Here is a 16,608-nt window from a genome sequence, read left to right as displayed (position 1 = left end):
GATGAGTATGTTAAAGATTGAAACAATTGAAGAACTTGAAGCGTTAGTAGAAAAGAACGAGCCTTACGTTCTTTTTAAACATAGTACGACATGCCCAATTAGTCACGGTGCATATACAGAGTTTCAAGCGTATTGCGGTGAAGAAAGAGAAGTGCCAGCATATTACTTATACGTACAAGATGCGAGAGATGTTTCGAACCATGTTGCAGAGCAGTACAGCATTAAGCATGAATCTCCGCAAGTGCTATACATAAAAGATGGAATGGTAGTATGGCATACATCGCATTGGAATATTAAAAAAGAAGCTTTAGAAGAGAATGTAAAGTAGGGGGAGGCAAGCGAAGGGCTTGCTTCTTTTTTATTTTGTTGCAATATATTTATGGTACACTATAGATACATTAAAACTAAGTAAATTGACTTTTGAAAGTGGGTTTTAAGCAATGAAGAAAATGGCGTTATGCATCGCAAGCTTAAGTTTATTACTGGGGGCTTGCAGCAATAATACTATTGAGAAGAAAGATGAAGTTGTACAGAAAGATACGAAAGAAAAAAGTATGATTCCAAGAACTGCTGTTTCTAAGGATTACTATAGAACTGTTATTCCTTTAAAAGAACAAAAGGTAATTAATACAGTTAATGTTAAAACTAATTCTAAACTAGATTTGGCAGAATATGAAAATGGTTTAATGAATATCGCTTCAAAACAATTCGATACAGAAAATTACGTATTACAATTAAATCAATATATTCCAGAGAAAACAATTGATGAATTAGTTACGAAACAAGAAGTGCCAGTTTTGACTAATATTATAGAACAGGACTACTTCGGCAAACAGAATTCAAATGAACTAAGCTTATCTGGTGTTGTTATTGGTTTATCTATGTCTTCAAATGTATCTAATGAGGAAGCTATTTCTAAAGGTACTGAAGTTGCTAAGCAACTTATAGAAGCTATTAATAAAAATGATAAATATAACAAATCTCCAATTACGTTTGCTATATTCAAGCAAGAAAGTACAAGTTCTTTAAAGAATGGTACTTATATTTCAAGCGCTACTGTTCAAAAGAACGAGACTAACCTTGGAAATTGGGATACTATTGATGAAAAGTCATATTCGTATCCTTCTCAAGAATTTGAGGGGGCACATGGAGAAGATAATGATAAGCTAAAGAAATTTTCTGACGCAATGAAGGCATTTTCTCCAGGAGATTATATCCCTGTTAATGCTAAGATTTCTTATAAGCAAAATAAGATGGATAAATTAAAGATGGATATTGTCGTTAAATATAACGGTAAGTCAGAATTAATGGCACTCTCTCAAATAGCTGCTCAAAGTATGTTAGAACAATTCCCTAAAGATGCTAAAGTTCAATTACAGATAAAGTCCGAGAATAAAATCGAGGCTGTTATTATAAAAGAGAAGAACAGCGATAAACCGTTTGTTTCTTTCCTATAATGAAAAAAGACAGTTTTTAAGCTGTCTTTTTTTATTATATAAATTTTCCGGAATATAGGGATTTAAATTTACACTACGGATTTTCTGCTTTCTTCTTATGCTATTTTCACGTCTTTTTTCTATCTGTTCACTACATGAATCTATGTTGTATATCGTGTGACAACCTCGTATGTATCAGCTACAATAAATTATCTTAAAAAAGTTAATGAAGAAATGTACAAGAGGTTGGGAACTTAAAAGAAGTACAAGGTGTGAAACGTTTTGACCCTGTACGTGAAAGAGAACTGCTGAATTTAATTGCGGAGAATAATAATGGTCCATTTGAAACATCGACCTTACAATATATTATTAAAGCGTGGTTTATCAGCAACAATTGAAGAATTTATTAATGCAGCAGAATATATTATGGCAGAGGGGAATGGTAATATCATTTTATGTGAGCGCGGTATTCGCACATATGAAACAGCAACGCGTAACACGCTTCATATTTCCGCTGTGCCAATTTTAAAGAAAGAAACACATTTACCTGTCGTTGTCGATGTAACACCCTCTACAGGGCGACGTGACCCTCTATTACCGGCTGCAAAAGCGGCTATGGCAATTTGTGCTGATGTTATTATGGCTGAAGTACATCCAGACCCAGCAGTTGCATTATCCCGCATTAACGGGCAGTAAAACTCCCACCTCAAAATTCGGCTGAAGCAAAGAAGTTAGGTGGGAGATCAACTGCCCGTAAAAGCCCGATTGGTTCAACTATTAATCAGCGGGGGATGAACAAAACCCCCACTGATTAAAGTTTCACTTTATCAGATGCAGCGCAGCAAATGGACATTCCAGAATTCAATGAGTTTATGAAAGAATTAAAAGCATTCGGAAGTAAATTATAAAAAGATTTCTTAGTCTATGTAGCCCTTGTTACATAGCTTTTTTACAAAAATTGACCTTTTTTGCATAAAAAATACGAAAATACGAGAAAAGAAGCGAATTTTTTCGAAACTTTTGCGGGAAAATATTGTATGACCCTGCGTTTTTATCGTATCATTAGTAAAAGGAAGAACTCGGGACGATTGTTGGCATCTGCAAATAGAGTTGATGTCTTTTTTTCATTCAAGTGAACCGATACATAAAATAGATAACATAAATAGAAGGAGTGTGCGAAGAGATGAACGTAACAATCTATGATGTAGCGCGTGAAGCAAACGTTTCAATGGCTACCGTATCACGTGTTGTGAACGGTAACCCAAACGTAAAGCCTACAACAAGAAAGAAAGTATTAGAAGCAATTGATCTTTTAGGATACCGCCCAAATGCGGTAGCACGTGGACTAGCAAGTAAGAAGACAACTACAGTGGGTGTTATTATCCCCGATATCTCAAATACGTTTTATGCAGAACTTGCTCGTGGAATTGAAGATATCGCAACAATGTACAAATATAACATCATTTTAAGTAACTCTGATCAAAACAAAGAGAAAGAGTTCCACTTATTAAATACGATGCTTGGGAAACAAGTGGACGGGATTGTTTTCATGGGTGAAGATATTACAGATATTCACGTTGAAGAGTTCAAAAAATCTCCAGTACCAATTGTATTAGCAGCGTCATTTGATGAGCAAAATGAAACATCATCAGTAAATATTGATTATACACAAGCGGCTTACGATGCAATGAAGCATTTTATTGAGCAAGGACATAAACGTATCGGTTTCGTCTCTGGTCCTTTCATTGATAAAGCAGGAAGCGCGAAGAAGTTACAAGGTTATAAAAGAGCTTTAGAAGAAGCAGGTATTTCATATGATGAAAATCTTATAATTGATGGAGATTACACATATGATTCAGGTATAGAAGCGTTTGAAAGACTTTGGAGTATGGATGAAAAACCAACAGCAATCTTCGTATCTTCTGATGAAATGGCACTAGGTGTAATCCACGCAGCACAAGACGCGGGATTAAACGTACCAACTGATATCGAAGTGCTTGGTTTTGACAACACACGTCTTGCATTAATGGTTCGTCCGCAGCTTTCGACAGTTGTACAACCAATGTATGATATCGGTGCAGTAGCAATGCGTCTACTAACGAAATATATGAACAAAGAAAAAGTAGAAGATCACTCAGTTATCTTACCTCACCGTATCCAATTTAGAGATTCAACGAAGTAAGTATAAAAGAGCTCACAGCGATAGCTGTGAGCTCTTATTCATATTCAGGATAATAGTGTTTAACTACTAGGGGTATTCCTTGTTATATGTCACACAAGTGCAAATTTAACTATTATAGGGCAATGTCATGTATAATAGAAAGAAAAGGCTTGTGAGGGGGGAGAAGAGATGATCGTTCTTTGGATAATTACGCTTTGCATGACTGCTATTTTTGCATATATGACGTTAAAACAAAATGGCTTAAAGCGATTTGTTCCAGGAAGTATTCTTGCAGGAATCGCCCTTATCACGTATGTAATTTCAATTTTTACTGAAAGTATTTCGATAGATTTAAGTACGAGCTTAATGTTTATTGGTATTACACTATTTGCAGGTAGCATTATGGTACTTATGGTTGCAGGTATTATTGCATTTATTCATATGAATTCGGAAACGTTATAGCATATAAAAAAGGCATGTTCCAAGAGGGACATGCCTTTTATCCGTTCAATTATGCTCTCTCTTTAGAAGAGTTTTGTTGTTTTAGTAAGTCGCGAATTTCGCCAAGAATTTCTTCTTCTTTTGTTGGTTCTGGAAGTTCTTCTTTCTTTTCTTCTTCTTCTCTTTTAGATGTTAGTTTGTTGAAAACTTTAACAAACATAAAGATAGCAGCTGCAATAATTAAGAAATCAAAAATAGTTTGGATGAAGTTACCGTACATAATAGATGATTTACCGAATGTAAGTTTTAAATCTGTAAAGTTAACGCCACCTAATACCATACCAAGTAATGGTGTAATAATATCTTTTACTAAAGAACTAACGATTTTACCGAATGCAGCACCGATTACAACCCCGACAGCTAAATCAATTACATTCCCTTTGAATGCGAATTTTTTAAACTCGTTCCACATGTGTCAATCCCATCCTTTCCACGATTCAATATGAAATTTATAATTCCTATCAACATATTCTATAGAAATTTATGAGAGAAATAAAGAGGAAATGGGAATGAAAGTAAATTCTGAAAAATGTATCCGTTTTAATTTTTGCTTACAGCTTGCAGTAGAGATTGGAGCAATTGCTGTGTTTTTAATCCTTCTAATCCATCTACAATAGGCTTTGTATCTCCGTGTATACATTCGATAAAATGACGAACAGCATCTTCAAAACCGCGCTGTTTTAACGTCGTATCCCAGGATGGTGAACCAATTTGGGAAACTGAATTTTCCTGTTCAACTTCAAATGTGTTCATATTTTTTACGCGAATGATTTTACCTGTCGTTACAAGTTCGATTTGTTCTAAATTTGTACCTGCATGGCGATGCATCGCCGTAGAAAGTAATAGTCCATTTGAAGTTGTATATGTATGATGTCCATAAAGAAGTTCGTTCTTTTCATTGATTTGCATCATATTGTGAACGACGTTAAGGTCATCGTTAGCTAACCAGCGAGCAGTATCTACAATATGTAAGTAATCATCTAGCATAGTAAAGTCATACGTATATGGTCCCACTTTATTTGTACGGTGCTTTTCAATTCGAATCCATGAAGTATCATTAGCTTGCTCTTTGGCAGCAACATACATAGGAACGAAGCGGCGGTTAAATCCTACCATTAACTTTCGATTATACTTTTCACTCATTTCAACTAGCTTTTCTGCTTGTTCAGTAGTAGCAGCTAGCGGCTTATCAACATAAACATCGATTCCTTTTTGGAGAAGTTCAGAAACGATTTCATAATGTGTAGCAGTTGAACTATGAACGAAGATTGCATCACATTCCAAAGCTAATGTTTCAATAGAATGAAAATCTTGAATACGATATTGCTGGCAAATTTGTTTTCTCTTCTCCGAATTAGGTGTAAACGCTCCTACAAAAGTCCAATCGGTTTCCTTTGTCAGTGTTGGAAGGTAAGCCTTTTGTGCAATACTACCTAATCCAATCATCCCAATACGAGGTTTGTTCATTTGTATTCCCACCCTATTAATGTATTTATATAACGGGTTAAATGTAGCATAGGGTGGGGAGGAAGGCAAAAATTAGCTTTTTATTTACGTTCTTCTAACAAAATCTTCGCGATCTCTGCAAAATTATGTGCACGAGCGTGTTGCAGCGGGGTAACACCGTCATTGTCGGGAATGCTTACATCTGTTAGAAAAAGGTGTTTTAGGTAATTTATATTAAAATATAAAGAGAGATAAAGCTTCTTTGTTTTGCTAACAGGCAGGATAGTTTGAGAGGGAGTGCTCGATTTTGGGGGATAAATTAAAGAATAATAAATCAAACAGGGTTTTAAGGATTGGAACTACTATCATACTTATTTTATTAATTATTGGTGCAATACAAATGTTTTATGATGAAGATTATACAAATGACCATTTTGGTTGGTTATTTTTGGTCGCATTTTGGATGGTTAAAAGTATTTCTGATTTTACGATAAGTTTAAAAGAGGGAGATAAAAAGTCGATATTAATTGATTTAGGTTTAGTGCTCTGTTCCTTTTATCTTTTCTTTGTTTATAGTATGAAATATTTCTTCTGAAAATTAACTCGCTAACGAGGCTTTAATAGAATAAGCCTCGTCTCTTTTTATCTATGTTATTCAATATTTTCGCCAATCGTAAAAGTTGATTCCATATTAGAATGATCAACATATTTTATTGTGATAGTAGGTGTTTTTCTTTGAAAATAGGGCTCAATTCACTCCAAACATCAAATTTATTCCCATCTAAATCGTAAAAAATAAAATTCTTTCCATTATGTCCTCTGTCTTCAATCTCTCCAACCATCATTTCTTTTTTCATAAAGTCTTTATGAATGGATTCAAGTGCATTCAAGCCATTAACTTCAAATGTTAAAGAAAAGCGTTCTTCACCGTGAAAATCGAAAAAATTTAAGCTTTGATTATTTTGAGATTTGATCAGAAAAAAGCTTTGGTTTGCAAAGTCAACAATAGCCTTGTCTTCGTCTTTAAAGCTCAACTGTGCTCCCAATTTGTTTACATACCAGTTTGAAGAAAGTTCTACATCGGTAACTGGAATATAAGTCGTTCCAACCCTTAATAATTTTTCTTTCACTCTATTCTCCCCTTTTAGTAAAATAGCACTCATAAACTAACTTGTTCTCTCTTTATGTACGTATTGCCTTTGTGAATTCGTAATTTCTTTTACGTCCATAAAAATTGTTGAGTGGTAGTAGTGAACTGAGTGGCTTCTTCTAAAAATGGATAATGATTACTATACTCAAATGGCACAAAAATAGAATTACGTATGCCCTCATGTATCTCAATGGAATATTGAATCGGGCACTGCACATCGTGTCTTCCGCACATAATGAGCGTCTTTGTTTTAATAGAAGGTAAATACTTTCTTAAATCAAATGTAGGATATTCTTGAGAGAAGGCGTTCATCCGACTGGCGGACATTGTTTTTTGAATTGGTTTATAAAAATAAGAGTTATAGTTTTCATGGTTATATAAAGATAATTTTGTTCGTCTAGTAGATAATTCTTTTCGCTCTTCATTTGTAAGGTGGGGGCTTTTTAAGTCCTCAATGAGTTCTTGCATATAATGAAACTGCGGATGTTCTGGGTGATAAATACAAAATGGTGTTTCGGTATAGTTACTTGCTGCAGCCCCAACGACAACCAATGATTGTAGTGAATTTGGATATGTAATCGCATATAACAGTCCAAGCATACCGCCTGTTGAATGACCAGCGAAATGCCATGTAGGAAATTGTAAAGCTTCTCTTATTGCTTCCAAGTCATGAATCGTTTCAATCATACTTAATTCATTTTCTGAATGAGCTTTTACAGAATTACCAGCATCACGTAAATTAATGAGGAATACACGGTGTGTCTGAGTAAAAGCTTCTGCAAAATAATCACCTGTCTCATTAAACTGTGAATAGTGATGTGTAATGCAAAGTGGTTCACCATCGCCTTTTATAAAAAGTTCGAATGTGCCGCGGTTCGTCTTGAGCATTTGTTGTTTCCACATAATAATCGCCTCTCATAAAAAAGAATAGGAGCAAATCTCCTATTCTTTCTGTTAATACAAAGATTTTGTCATATTATTCCGAATAATTTCGAGAGATTTCGCTACAGTTAATGCGTTTTTTTCTTCAATTTCTGGTTTTCGAGGGATAGGTTTATACATGTTGTCTGGATCTTCCCATGTGAGAGGAAGTTCTGTTTCTGCTTGTCCTTTCCAAGCGTCAATCCATTCTGGAGGGAGATAACCTGAGATGTTTTGGATGTTGTTCATTTCGAGCCAAATGAGTGCCCAAGCTCTTGGTACGACGCGCCATAGGTCGTAGCCACCGCCGCCGACAGCAATCCAGCGACCGCCGCAATATTCATTAGCGATTTCGCGAGCGAGCTTAGGTATTTCACGGTAAATGTTCATCGTTGCGCAAAGGTGTGTAAGTGGATCGTGATAATGTGCATCAGCACCATTTTGCGTTAAAATAATATCTGGTTTAAAGTATGCTGCAACTTCTTTTACAACAGTTCGATACGATTCTAAAAATGATTCGTCTTCTGTAAAGGCATCGAGCGGAACGTTAAAAGAATAGTTATATCCATTTCCTTGTCCACGTTCATTTACAGCACCAGTTCCGGGGAATAAATAACGCCCAGTTTCATGTAATGAAATGGTGCACACGTTAGGATCGTCATAAAAAGACCATTGTACACCATCACCGTGATGAGCATCTGTATCAATATATAAAACGCGTAAACCGTATTTCTTTTGAATATATTTCATTGCGATGGAGCTATCGTTATAAATGCAAAATCCAGATGCTTTGCCGCGAAAGCCATGGTGTAAGCCGCCGCCTAAATTAAGTGCATGTTTCACTTTCCCTGAAAGAACAGCATCGACAGCTGTTAATGTTCCGCCAACGAGTAATGCACTTGCTTCGTGCATATTTGGAAACATCGGTGTATCTTCTGTTCCGAGCCCATATGTCATCGCAATTGATTTTTCTAACTTTCCTTCTCCAGCACGTTTTACCGCATTTATGTACTCCTCTGTATGAACGTAAGCAATCTCTTCATCTGTAGCCATCCGTGGTGAGATGACTTGAGAAGGAGAGATAAAACCGCTTTTTTGTAATAGGTCATACGTAAGTGTGACGCGTAGTTGGTTAAAAGGATGATCAGGGCTAAAAGAATAGCCCCGAAAGTCATCCGAATAAATGAAGGCGCTGCTCATGCTTGCATCCCCATTATGTTTGGCCATAATACGCGGTAGCCCTCTGCTTCGAGTGCATCAATCACTTTTAGAGGATTCATCGTTTGAATGCGGAAAACGAGTACTTTATCATTCTCATCTTTTGCTGGATAGACGAGAACGCTCACAATATTTATTTGTAAATCACTAAAAATAGCAACGACTTTTCCAAGAATACCAGGTTCATTTTTTACTTGAATCTCAATTTGTGAACTTGGTTGATGCGCTCCTGTTAATTTTACTAACGTGTGCAGCACTGTAGATTCAGAAATGATACCTACGAGTTTTCCAGCTTTCGTAACAGGAAGACAGCCTATTTTATTTTCGAAAAATAAAGTCGCAATTTCCTCAACGAAATCGAGAGGGTGACAAGTCATAACAGGGTGTTTCATTATGAGTTCAAGCGGTTGCTTCAGCATATCGAGTGAAACTTGTTCATCTAAAATAGACGGACTTGCATCTCTTACATCCCGATCAGAAATAATGCCTACGACATGATTATTTTGATCGACAATTGGAATGTGCCGAATGCCTTTCGTACGTATCGTTCGGATTGCTGTTTCGATTGTATCGTTTGGCTGTAGTGTTACTACATTTTGATTCATAATTTCTTCTACAATCATTCCAGTTGCCCCCTTTTTTAATACATAAAACGATTGTGAAAACGTAGACGATCAAATGCTTGAATGGAATCCGTATCGACGCGCTTACCGATGCGAACCATTAAACAGTTAGCGGGGTGTGAACAAATTTCAGGATCATCAGTAGCCATCCATTGTAAACCGCCGGCATTCATCATTTTTTCCATTACTTTTCGGTATTCCCAAACATTTAAGCCTGTTTGTTTTAAATCCCAGTGCCAATAATATTCAGTCGTTAATATAATGTAATCTTCCATATGATCGTCCATCATTGAAACTTCTAATAAGTTTTTTCCGACAGAGCAACCGCGAAAGGCTGGGACAACTTCAATCGCCCCGAGTTCAATTAAGTTTTCAATCTTTCCTTCTGACCATCGCTCGAGCGGATCAGGATACAAGTATGTAACATATCCAACGATCGTTTGGTCATGTCTAGCAATAATGAGACGAGCTTCTGGTAATTTAGAAATTTCGACAATTGCTTTATATTGCTGCTCGGCAGGACGAAACGCAATTAAGTCTGGATGAAATTCATACATTTCTAAGTTATGTGTAGAGACAGGACCTTCAATAATTAAAGTGCCTTTCGCTGTTTTTAAGTTTCTGGCATTATATATTTTTTTATGAATCAATGTATTGCTCACCACCTTGAGGGTTTGTGAATCTATTAATATCGTACTTTATAATATATGCGATGTGAATCGAATTTTGTCATTAAAAATTTGTCTAAAAATCAACAAATATACTGAAAATTTTAAATAATATCTTTATAATAGATAATAGAATACATAGGAGGGGGATGTAAAGTATGAAAGTGGAAACGCTTCCTGTCATTAAAGGAGAAAATAATTTGCCGAATTATGAAGAGGCATACGCGAATTTTAACTGGGAAGAGGTTAATAAAAATTTTACTTGGAATGAAACAGGCCGAGTGAATATGGCGTATGAGGCAATTGATAAGCATGCGAAATCCGATCGAAAGAATAAGGTAGCACTTTATTATCAAGATGGATCGCGAAAAGAGAAATATACATTTAAGGAAATGAAGGATTTTTCTAATAAAGCAGGAAATGTCCTGAAAAACTATGGCGATGTTGAGAAAGGCGATCGCGTTTTTATTTTTATGCCGCGTTCCCCAGAGTTATATTTCGCACTTCTTGGTGCAGTGAAATTAGGGGCAATTGTTGGACCATTATTTGAAGCATTTATGGAAGGCGCAGTTCGCGATCGTTTAGAAGATAGCGAGGCAAAGGTGTTAATTACAACTCCTGAATTGTTAGAGCGCATACCATTAAATGATTTACCAGCTTTAAAAACAGTCTTTCTTGTTGGAGACAATGCAGAAGAAGGCGGTAAAACTGTAGCGTTCAATCCTTTATTTGAACAAGCTTCAAAAGAATTACATATCGAATGGTTAGGCCGTGAAGACGGTTTAATTCTTCATTACACATCTGGTTCTACTGGTAAGCCAAAAGGCGTTCTTCATGCTCAAAACGCAATGGTTCAGCACTATCAAACAGCGAAATGGGTGTTAGATTTAAAAGAAGATGACGTATATTGGTGTACAGCTGACCCGGGCTGGGTAACTGGAACAGCTTACGGTATTTTTGCACCGTGGTTAGTAGGAGCATCAAATGTTATTTTAGGTGGACGATTTAGTCCAGATGCATGGTATGAGGCATTGCAAGATTACGGTGTAACAGTTTGGTATAGCGCACCAACAGCATTCCGTATGTTAATGGGAGCTGGACAAGACGCAATTAAAAAGTATGATTTATCACAAGTTCGTCACGTATTAAGTGTTGGTGAGCCATTAAATCCAGAAGTAATTCGCTGGGGTATGAGCGCATTTGGCCTTCGTATTCATGATACGTGGTGGATGACAGAAACTGGCGGACAAGTTATTTGTAACTATCCTTGTATGGAAATCCGTCCAGGTTCAATGGGGAAACCAATTCCAGGTGTGAAAGCAGCGATTGTTGATAATGAAGGAAATGAAGTGCCTCCATACACAATGGGGAACTTAGCAATCGCAAAAGGCTGGCCATCTATGATGCGTGCCGTTTGGAATAACCCGCAAAAATATGAGTCTTACTTCATGCCAGGAGATTGGTACGTATCAGGTGACTCTGCCTATATGGACGAAGATGGATACTTCTGGTTCCAAGGACGTATTGATGATGTAATTATGACGTCAGGAGAGCGCGTTGGTCCGTTTGAAGTAGAAAGTAAACTAATCGAGCACGCTGCTGTAGCAGAAGCCGGTGTAATTGGTATTCCTGATCCAGTACGCGGGGAAATCATTAAAGCATTTATTGCGCTCCGCGTGGGATATGAACCATCTGATGAATTAAAAGAAGAGATTCGTCAATTTGTGAAAAAAGGCTTAGCAGCTCATGCAGCGCCAAGACAAATTGAATTCCGAGATAAATTACCGAAAACGAGAAGTGGTAAAATTATGCGCCGCGTATTAAAAGCGTGGGAATTAAACTTACCAACAGGCGATTTATCAACGATGGAAGATTAAGAGAGGGAGGTCTGAACATATTACTTGTTCAGACCTTTCTTTTTTTATGTTATGATGTATTTGTTCAACTTATATATATGAGTTAAAGGGGATAGTATGATGAAAACAGAAAAAGAAAAGATGATACAAGGGGAAATGTACATACCAGCTGATCCAGTGTTAGTACAAGACAGGGAGCAAGCACGTATAGTAACGAGAAAATTAAATGATACGCCAGAAGTTCAATTAAAAGAGCGTAGCGAAATTGTAAAAGAATTATTCGGAACGACAGGAGATAATATTCATCTTGAATCTTCTTTTAGATGTGATTACGGCTATAACATTCATGTTGGCGAAAATTTTTATGCAAACTTTGACTGCACGATTTTAGACGTGTGCCGAGTAGACATCGGAGTGAATTGTATGTTAGCTCCAGGTGTTCACATTTATACAGCGACGCACCCGCTTGATCCAGTAGAGCGCATAAGCGGATCAGAATACGGAAAACCAGTTACAATTGGCGATAACGTATGGATTGGCGGAAGAGCGATTATTAATCCGGGCGTAACAATTGGAGACAATGCGGTTATCGCATCTGGCGCCGTCGTAACGAAAGATGTGCCGGATCATGTAGTAGTTGGCGGAAATCCTGCAAAAATTATTAAAAAACTAAAATAATATTTGAACGTATTGCCTTCCTCGTCTGTATACATTTATGAAAGAATAGATGAGGGAGGCTTTTTATATGTCTAATAAATTGATGCTTACTTTTGCTTTAATAGGAATTATAGTTGTATTTTCTTGTGGTATGTTATTACCTATGCCAATTGGATTTAAAATTTCAATGATTACAGTTGGGGGTATAATAATTGTTATTTTTTCAGTCCTTATTCCGTTTGATAGGAAGTATATTGTACGGAATAATGGAAATAAAATTGATTTCACAAAAACAAAAGTGTATTTTCGCTGGAATGTATTTGATACTATTTCGGTTTGTCTTGCCGTGTATGCATGTATATGTGTGCAAGTATTAAATATTTTAGTTTCAATTGGGTTCACGATTCAAAACCCATATGTTCAATTTTTTACGAATCAATCACAAGTATGGATTATTGTCGCAAGTGGATATTTAATTTCCCGTATTTCATTAACGTTAAAAGGAATAAAGGAGATCAAAAAACATGGCGCAGATTGGGATTGAGGAAGAGCTCATGCTTGCGTATCAAAATGGAGATAAGCAAGCGGGAGAAAAACTATATGTTTTAATCAAGCCAGCGCTATATATATTTTTATATCGATTTAACCGTGATGAGCAACTGAGTAAAGATCTCGTTCAAGATACGTTTTTAACGTTAGAACGTAAGAAACATATGTATGAAATTGAAAAGGGGAAAGTTAAAACATATTTATTTCAAATTGGTTATCGTCTTATGATTAATAAATTAAATAGAAGAAAAAAGTGGCGTACGCTCTTACCGTTTTTAGTACCAGTGCAAGAGGTAGAGTTTTCACAAGAGGATCGTCTTACAGTAAGAGAAGCAATTTTGAAAGTTCCTGAAGAACAGCGAGCTGTTCTCATTCTTTTTTATTATCATGATATGCAGCAAAAAGAGATTGCAGAGGTATTAAATATTCCTATCGGAACAGTGAAGTCGAGACTCCATAATGGGATAAAGAAATTGAAACAATTGCTGGAGGTGGATGAAATTGAGCGAAAATCCCTTTAAGAATGAATATAAATTAAAGCAGCATTTAGATAGTGACCATGTAGAAATACCGGATTTCCCAAAAGTGATAAATCGCTTTGATCGGTTACTCGGATTTCTTGCTTCTCCAGCGAAAGATCCTGTGGAAGCGACGATTGGGAATGATTTATCGGTTTTGTTTCATGTATCGTTATTAGTTGGTGTTCCAGTTCTTTCTCTTATTACGATACTTCTTGCGACGTTGTAAAGGATTGGCAAGAAGAGAAATCCTACCTCTATTTGACACGCCTATATAAATGATGGTATAAAGAAAAGTATATGAATAATTGAGCGTGGAAAGGGAGAAGTAGTGATCATTTCCCTGTTTTAGAGAGCTGATGGTCGGTGGAAATCAGCACATAGATGATCGCGAATTACGCCCCTAGAGCATCTTTTTTCGATTGAGTTATATTCAAAAGGGAAAAGACGGTGCTAAGCCGTTATGTAAATAAGGTGGTAGGCTTTTTTTTGCCTGCAACTAGGGTGGTAACGCGATAATCAAAATCGTCCCTTATTTAAAGGGGCGATTTTTTTTATGTTTTCAACATTCACGCTAGACTTAACTTAAAGGAGAGTATGTAGGATATGGGTATTTTACAAGATCTTGAATTTCGCGGTCTAATTAATCAGCAAACAGACGCTGAGGGCCTTGAGCAATTATTAGAAAAAGAAAGCGTTAAATTATACTGTGGTTTCGACCCGACAGCGGATAGCTTACACATCGGTCATATGTTACCAGTATTAATGTTACGTCGTTTCCAATTAGCTGGTCACCAACCAATCGCACTTGTTGGCGGTGGTACTGGTATGATCGGTGACCCAAGTGGTAAAAAAGCAGAGCGTACATTAAATACGAAAGATACAGTTGCTTACTACACAGAAAGCATTAAAAACCAACTTTCAAACTTCTTAGAGTTTGAAAATGTGGACAATCCAGCAACGATGGCTAACAACTATGACTGGCTTGGTAACTTAGATGTAATTACATTCTTACGCGATATCGGTAAAAACTTCGGTTTAAACTATATGTTAGCAAAAGATACAGTAGCATCTCGTTTAGAGACTGGTATTTCATTCACTGAGTTCAGTTACATGATTTTACAATCATACGACTTCTTAAACTTATACCAACAGCATAATTGCCGTCTGCAAATCGGTGGTAGTGACCAATGGGGTAACATTACAGCTGGTCTTGAATTAATCCGTAAATCAGAAGAAGATGCGAAAGCATTCGGTTTAACAATTCCGCTTGTTACAAAATCTGACGGTACGAAGTTTGGTAAAACAGAGGGCGGCGCAATTTGGTTAGACCCAGAGAAAACAACTCCTTACGAGTTCTACCAATTCTGGATCAATACAGATGACCGCGATGTAGTTAAATACTTAAAATACTTCACATTCTTATCTCATGAAGAAATTCTTGAGCTTGAGAAGCAAGTAACGGAAGCGCCAGAAAAACGTGCAGCACAAAAAGCATTAGGATCTGAAATGACAAAACTTGTTCATGGCGAAGAAGCATTAGAGCAAGCAATTAAAATTTCAGCTGCATTATTCAGTGGTTCTGTAGCAGAACTTACTGCAAGCGAAATCGAGCAAGGATTCAAAGATGTACCATCTATAGAACGTACTGCAGAAGATACAGTATTAATCGACTTACTTGTAGAAAGCAAAATTTCTCCATCTAAACGTCAAGCACGTGAAGATGTAACGAACGGTGCAATCTACGTAAACGGTGAGCGTACACAAGCGTTAGACTACGTTGTAACAGAAAACGACCGCATCGAAGGTAAATTTACAATCATTCGCCGCGGTAAGAAGAAATATTTCTTAATTCGTTACTAATAAGAAACGAATGTAAAACAAATAGTACCCCGAATTGTAGGCTGAAAAGTCTATGATTCGGGGTTTTTATGTATGCATTTAGATTGCCTCATGATTTCTTTTAAATAGAATATGAAGAATTAATACGAGCATATAAAGTAAGCTAATTAACATAACGACAAATGCTGCGGGATAAAATTTTGCCGCATATATAAAGAAATCGATTTGATAAATATCGTCATAATGTGAAACGGACCCTTTAAAATAATTCGTAAACTTAGCGCTATATTTCCATTCATCAGGATAATCTATTAAATTACTTCCTTGATACCAACTCATAAGTGCGGAAGCAATAAACAGCATAAATGAACTACCTAATTGAACCATTTGGTTTATTGTCAAAATGAATCAACCTCCCATTTTATGGTTATTATAACGTGGTAATTTACTTTAATAAACTGTTTTTGGGATAGGGTGCATTAGCAGTCCTGTAATTTTTTTGTTGTAATCTCCTTTTCGAGTTCATGCGGAAATCACATGTAAGCGGTATGATAAACGTATAACAAATAGAAAGGAGTGGTAAAACAAAATGTCACTAGAAGCGCTCATTATTTTTTCTTTGCTAAATGCGGGTCAGCTTGCAGAGAGCACGAAGGTTGATATACATAAAGAGCAGAAAGATGCGTATGTATATGTTCAAAAAGCAGAAAATAAATAACTTTAATATATAAATAAAGGCTACCAGAGGGAACGTTTTAGTTTCTTTGGTAGCTTTTTCTATTGAGATATGATTTGGAAGTAATGAAAAAAGGAGTAGTCTGAAAACGAAATGATTATATGTTTAAGGGAATAAGTATAACAGCATGTAATGAAGGTGGATTATAAAATTCTGCACAATAAAAGGAGCAAGTATTAAAGAGAATCCAATCGTTGAAATGAATAAAAGAGAAGCAAGGACGATTATCCATAACTCATGAAAAAACTTCCTTGAAGTATCTTACTATACATACGACAGTTATATAAATAAAAAAAGCCCAGGCCCCTTGATAAACAAGGTTCCTA

The 16,608-nt window shown here is 36.3% G+C and carries 20 protein-coding genes, 1 pseudogene and 1 other annotated feature; of the genes and pseudogenes, 13 read left to right on the top strand and 8 right to left on the bottom strand.

Going from position 1 to position 16,608, the window contains the following annotated elements; genetic code table 11:
• Position 1: 1 nt before the first annotated feature.
• From ytxJ to FT637_RS05405, 5 genes and pseudogenes are all read left to right on the top strand, one after another.
• A complete protein-coding gene (gene ytxJ / locus FT637_RS05430) occupies positions 2 to 328 on the top strand; it encodes a bacillithiol system redox-active protein YtxJ (RefSeq protein ID WP_193645419.1) in 327 nt (108 codons plus the stop codon).
• A 112-nt stretch (positions 329 to 440) separates the two neighbouring features.
• On the top strand, positions 441 to 1,457 hold the full coding sequence (locus tag FT637_RS05425; protein ID WP_193645418.1) for a CamS family sex pheromone protein: 1,017 nt from the start codon (positions 441 to 443) through the stop codon (positions 1,455 to 1,457).
• Positions 1,458 to 1,799: 342 nt separating this feature from the next.
• Positions 1,800 to 2,114: pseudogene (locus tag FT637_RS05420) on the top strand (chorismate mutase); the annotation flags it as partial.
• Between the two features lie 505 nt (positions 2,115 to 2,619).
• Entirely contained in the window at positions 2,620 to 3,618 is a 999-nt protein-coding gene (ccpA, locus tag FT637_RS05410) for a catabolite control protein A (protein ID WP_193645417.1), read from the top strand.
• Between the two features lie 168 nt (positions 3,619 to 3,786).
• Complete coding sequence (locus tag FT637_RS05405; protein WP_002112306.1) at positions 3,787 to 4,059, top strand: DUF3917 domain-containing protein; 273 nt, start codon at positions 3,787 to 3,789, stop codon at positions 4,057 to 4,059.
• 49 nt (positions 4,060 to 4,108) lie between these two features.
• Here FT637_RS05405 and mscL read toward each other — a convergent pair whose 3' ends face one another.
• On the bottom strand, positions 4,109 to 4,510 hold the full coding sequence (mscL, locus tag FT637_RS05400) for a large-conductance mechanosensitive channel protein MscL (RefSeq protein WP_193645416.1): 402 nt from the start codon (positions 4,508 to 4,510) through the stop codon (positions 4,109 to 4,111).
• Positions 4,511 to 4,638: 128 nt separating this feature from the next.
• Positions 4,639 to 5,565 carry a Gfo/Idh/MocA family protein gene (locus tag FT637_RS05395; RefSeq protein ID WP_193645415.1) on the bottom strand — a complete coding sequence of 309 codons (927 nt, stop codon included), beginning with the start codon at positions 5,563 to 5,565 and terminating at the stop codon, positions 4,639 to 4,641.
• Positions 5,566 to 5,851: 286 nt separating this feature from the next.
• Here FT637_RS05395 and FT637_RS05390 point away from each other — a divergent pair, with 286 nt between their 5' ends.
• Entirely contained in the window at positions 5,852 to 6,139 is a 288-nt protein-coding gene (locus FT637_RS05390) for a hypothetical protein (RefSeq protein ID WP_193645414.1), read from the top strand.
• Positions 6,140 to 6,254: 115 nt separating this feature from the next.
• On the opposite strand, the gene FT637_RS05385 is transcribed toward FT637_RS05390, so the two are convergent.
• The 5 genes from FT637_RS05385 to acuA all read right to left on the bottom strand — a co-directional run bounded on the left by FT637_RS05385 (position 6,255) and on the right by acuA (position 10,106).
• Entirely contained in the window at positions 6,255 to 6,674 is a 420-nt protein-coding gene (locus FT637_RS05385) for a VOC family protein (protein ID WP_193645413.1), read from the bottom strand.
• 89 nt (positions 6,675 to 6,763) lie between these two features.
• Entirely contained in the window at positions 6,764 to 7,597 is an 834-nt protein-coding gene (locus FT637_RS05380) for an alpha/beta fold hydrolase (protein ID WP_193645412.1), read from the bottom strand.
• A gap of 51 nt (positions 7,598 to 7,648) precedes the next feature.
• The gene (gene acuC, locus FT637_RS05375; RefSeq protein WP_193645525.1) at positions 7,649 to 8,815 is read right to left on the bottom strand and encodes an acetoin utilization protein AcuC; all 1,167 of its coding nucleotides are present in this window, start codon (positions 8,813 to 8,815) and stop codon (positions 7,649 to 7,651) included.
• Positions 8,812 to 9,456 (bottom strand): acetoin utilization AcuB family protein, encoded by a 645-nt coding sequence (locus tag FT637_RS05370; protein ID WP_193645411.1) that lies wholly within the window; start codon positions 9,454 to 9,456, stop codon positions 8,812 to 8,814. Before FT637_RS05370 ends, acuC begins: the two co-directional genes overlap by 4 nt.
• A gap of 17 nt (positions 9,457 to 9,473) precedes the next feature.
• Positions 9,474 to 10,106 carry an acetoin utilization protein acetyltransferase AcuA gene (acuA, locus tag FT637_RS05365; RefSeq protein ID WP_002112293.1) on the bottom strand — a complete coding sequence of 211 codons (633 nt, stop codon included), beginning with the start codon at positions 10,104 to 10,106 and terminating at the stop codon, positions 9,474 to 9,476.
• 176 nt (positions 10,107 to 10,282) lie between these two features.
• Between acuA and acsA the strand changes: the two genes are divergently transcribed.
• From acsA to tyrS, 6 genes are all read left to right on the top strand, one after another.
• Positions 10,283 to 12,001: an acetate--CoA ligase gene (gene acsA / locus FT637_RS05360; RefSeq protein ID WP_193645410.1), complete on the top strand. Its 1,719-nt coding sequence runs from the start codon at positions 10,283 to 10,285 to the stop codon at positions 11,999 to 12,001.
• Between the two features lie 96 nt (positions 12,002 to 12,097).
• Complete coding sequence (locus FT637_RS05355; RefSeq protein ID WP_319805938.1) at positions 12,098 to 12,658, top strand: maltose acetyltransferase domain-containing protein; 561 nt, start codon at positions 12,098 to 12,100, stop codon at positions 12,656 to 12,658.
• Between the two features lie 67 nt (positions 12,659 to 12,725).
• Positions 12,726 to 13,181 (top strand): hypothetical protein, encoded by a 456-nt coding sequence (locus FT637_RS05350; RefSeq protein WP_193645408.1) that lies wholly within the window; start codon positions 12,726 to 12,728, stop codon positions 13,179 to 13,181.
• Positions 13,162 to 13,707 (top strand): RNA polymerase sigma factor, encoded by a 546-nt coding sequence (locus FT637_RS05345; RefSeq protein WP_193645407.1) that lies wholly within the window; start codon positions 13,162 to 13,164, stop codon positions 13,705 to 13,707. The genes FT637_RS05350 and FT637_RS05345 overlap by 20 nt, the downstream gene beginning before the upstream one ends.
• Entirely contained in the window at positions 13,688 to 13,933 is a 246-nt protein-coding gene (locus FT637_RS05340; RefSeq protein WP_193645406.1) for a hypothetical protein, read from the top strand. The genes FT637_RS05345 and FT637_RS05340 overlap by 20 nt, the downstream gene beginning before the upstream one ends.
• Positions 13,934 to 14,010: 77 nt before the next feature.
• Positions 14,011 to 14,240: a binding site (T-box leader), on the top strand.
• Between the two features lie 70 nt (positions 14,241 to 14,310).
• On the top strand, positions 14,311 to 15,567 hold the full coding sequence (gene tyrS / locus FT637_RS05335; RefSeq protein ID WP_193645405.1) for a tyrosine--tRNA ligase: 1,257 nt from the start codon (positions 14,311 to 14,313) through the stop codon (positions 15,565 to 15,567).
• 78 nt (positions 15,568 to 15,645) lie between these two features.
• Here the strand turns inward: tyrS and FT637_RS05330 are convergent, their stop codons facing one another.
• The gene (locus tag FT637_RS05330) at positions 15,646 to 15,948 is read right to left on the bottom strand and encodes a YjdJ family protein (RefSeq protein WP_193645404.1); all 303 of its coding nucleotides are present in this window, start codon (positions 15,946 to 15,948) and stop codon (positions 15,646 to 15,648) included.
• Between the two features lie 187 nt (positions 15,949 to 16,135).
• On the opposite strand from FT637_RS05330, the gene FT637_RS05325 reads away from it, so the two are divergent.
• Positions 16,136 to 16,264 (top strand): transporter, encoded by a 129-nt coding sequence (locus FT637_RS05325; protein WP_193645403.1) that lies wholly within the window; start codon positions 16,136 to 16,138, stop codon positions 16,262 to 16,264.
• Positions 16,265 to 16,608 lie beyond the last annotated feature (344 nt).

Source organism: Bacillus cereus, assembly GCF_015071065.1.
Classification (GTDB): Bacteria; Bacillota; Bacilli; order Bacillales; family Bacillaceae_G; genus Bacillus_A; species Bacillus_A cereus_BA.
Note: the sequence above shows the minus strand (reverse complement) of the source record. Positions and strands in the feature narration are given on the sequence as shown.

Coding starts and splice junctions, on each gene's coding strand:
- FT637_RS05325 (WP_193645403.1), top strand. CDS start 16,136: ATGTCACTAGAAGCGCTCATTATTTTTTCTTTGCTAAATGCGGGTCAG.
- FT637_RS05395 (WP_193645415.1), bottom strand. CDS start 5,565: ATGAACAAACCTCGTATTGGGATGATTGGATTAGGTAGTATTGCACAA.
- FT637_RS05370 (WP_193645411.1), bottom strand. CDS start 9,456: ATGATTGTAGAAGAAATTATGAATCAAAATGTAGTAACACTACAGCCA.
- FT637_RS05355 (WP_319805938.1), top strand. CDS start 12,098: ATGATGAAAACAGAAAAAGAAAAGATGATACAAGGGGAAATGTACATA.
- FT637_RS05425 (WP_193645418.1), top strand. CDS start 441: ATGAAGAAAATGGCGTTATGCATCGCAAGCTTAAGTTTATTACTGGGG.
- acsA (WP_193645410.1), top strand. CDS start 10,283: ATGAAAGTGGAAACGCTTCCTGTCATTAAAGGAGAAAATAATTTGCCG.
- FT637_RS05345 (WP_193645407.1), top strand. CDS start 13,162: ATGGCGCAGATTGGGATTGAGGAAGAGCTCATGCTTGCGTATCAAAAT.
- FT637_RS05350 (WP_193645408.1), top strand. CDS start 12,726: ATGTCTAATAAATTGATGCTTACTTTTGCTTTAATAGGAATTATAGTT.
- mscL (WP_193645416.1), bottom strand. CDS start 4,510: ATGTGGAACGAGTTTAAAAAATTCGCATTCAAAGGGAATGTAATTGAT.
- acuC (WP_193645525.1), bottom strand. CDS start 8,815: ATGAGCAGCGCCTTCATTTATTCGGATGACTTTCGGGGCTATTCTTTT.
- ytxJ (WP_193645419.1), top strand. CDS start 2: ATGAGTATGTTAAAGATTGAAACAATTGAAGAACTTGAAGCGTTAGTA.
- FT637_RS05405 (WP_002112306.1), top strand. CDS start 3,787: ATGATCGTTCTTTGGATAATTACGCTTTGCATGACTGCTATTTTTGCA.
- tyrS (WP_193645405.1), top strand. CDS start 14,311: ATGGGTATTTTACAAGATCTTGAATTTCGCGGTCTAATTAATCAGCAA.
- ccpA (WP_193645417.1), top strand. CDS start 2,620: ATGAACGTAACAATCTATGATGTAGCGCGTGAAGCAAACGTTTCAATG.
- FT637_RS05380 (WP_193645412.1), bottom strand. CDS start 7,597: ATGTGGAAACAACAAATGCTCAAGACGAACCGCGGCACATTCGAACTT.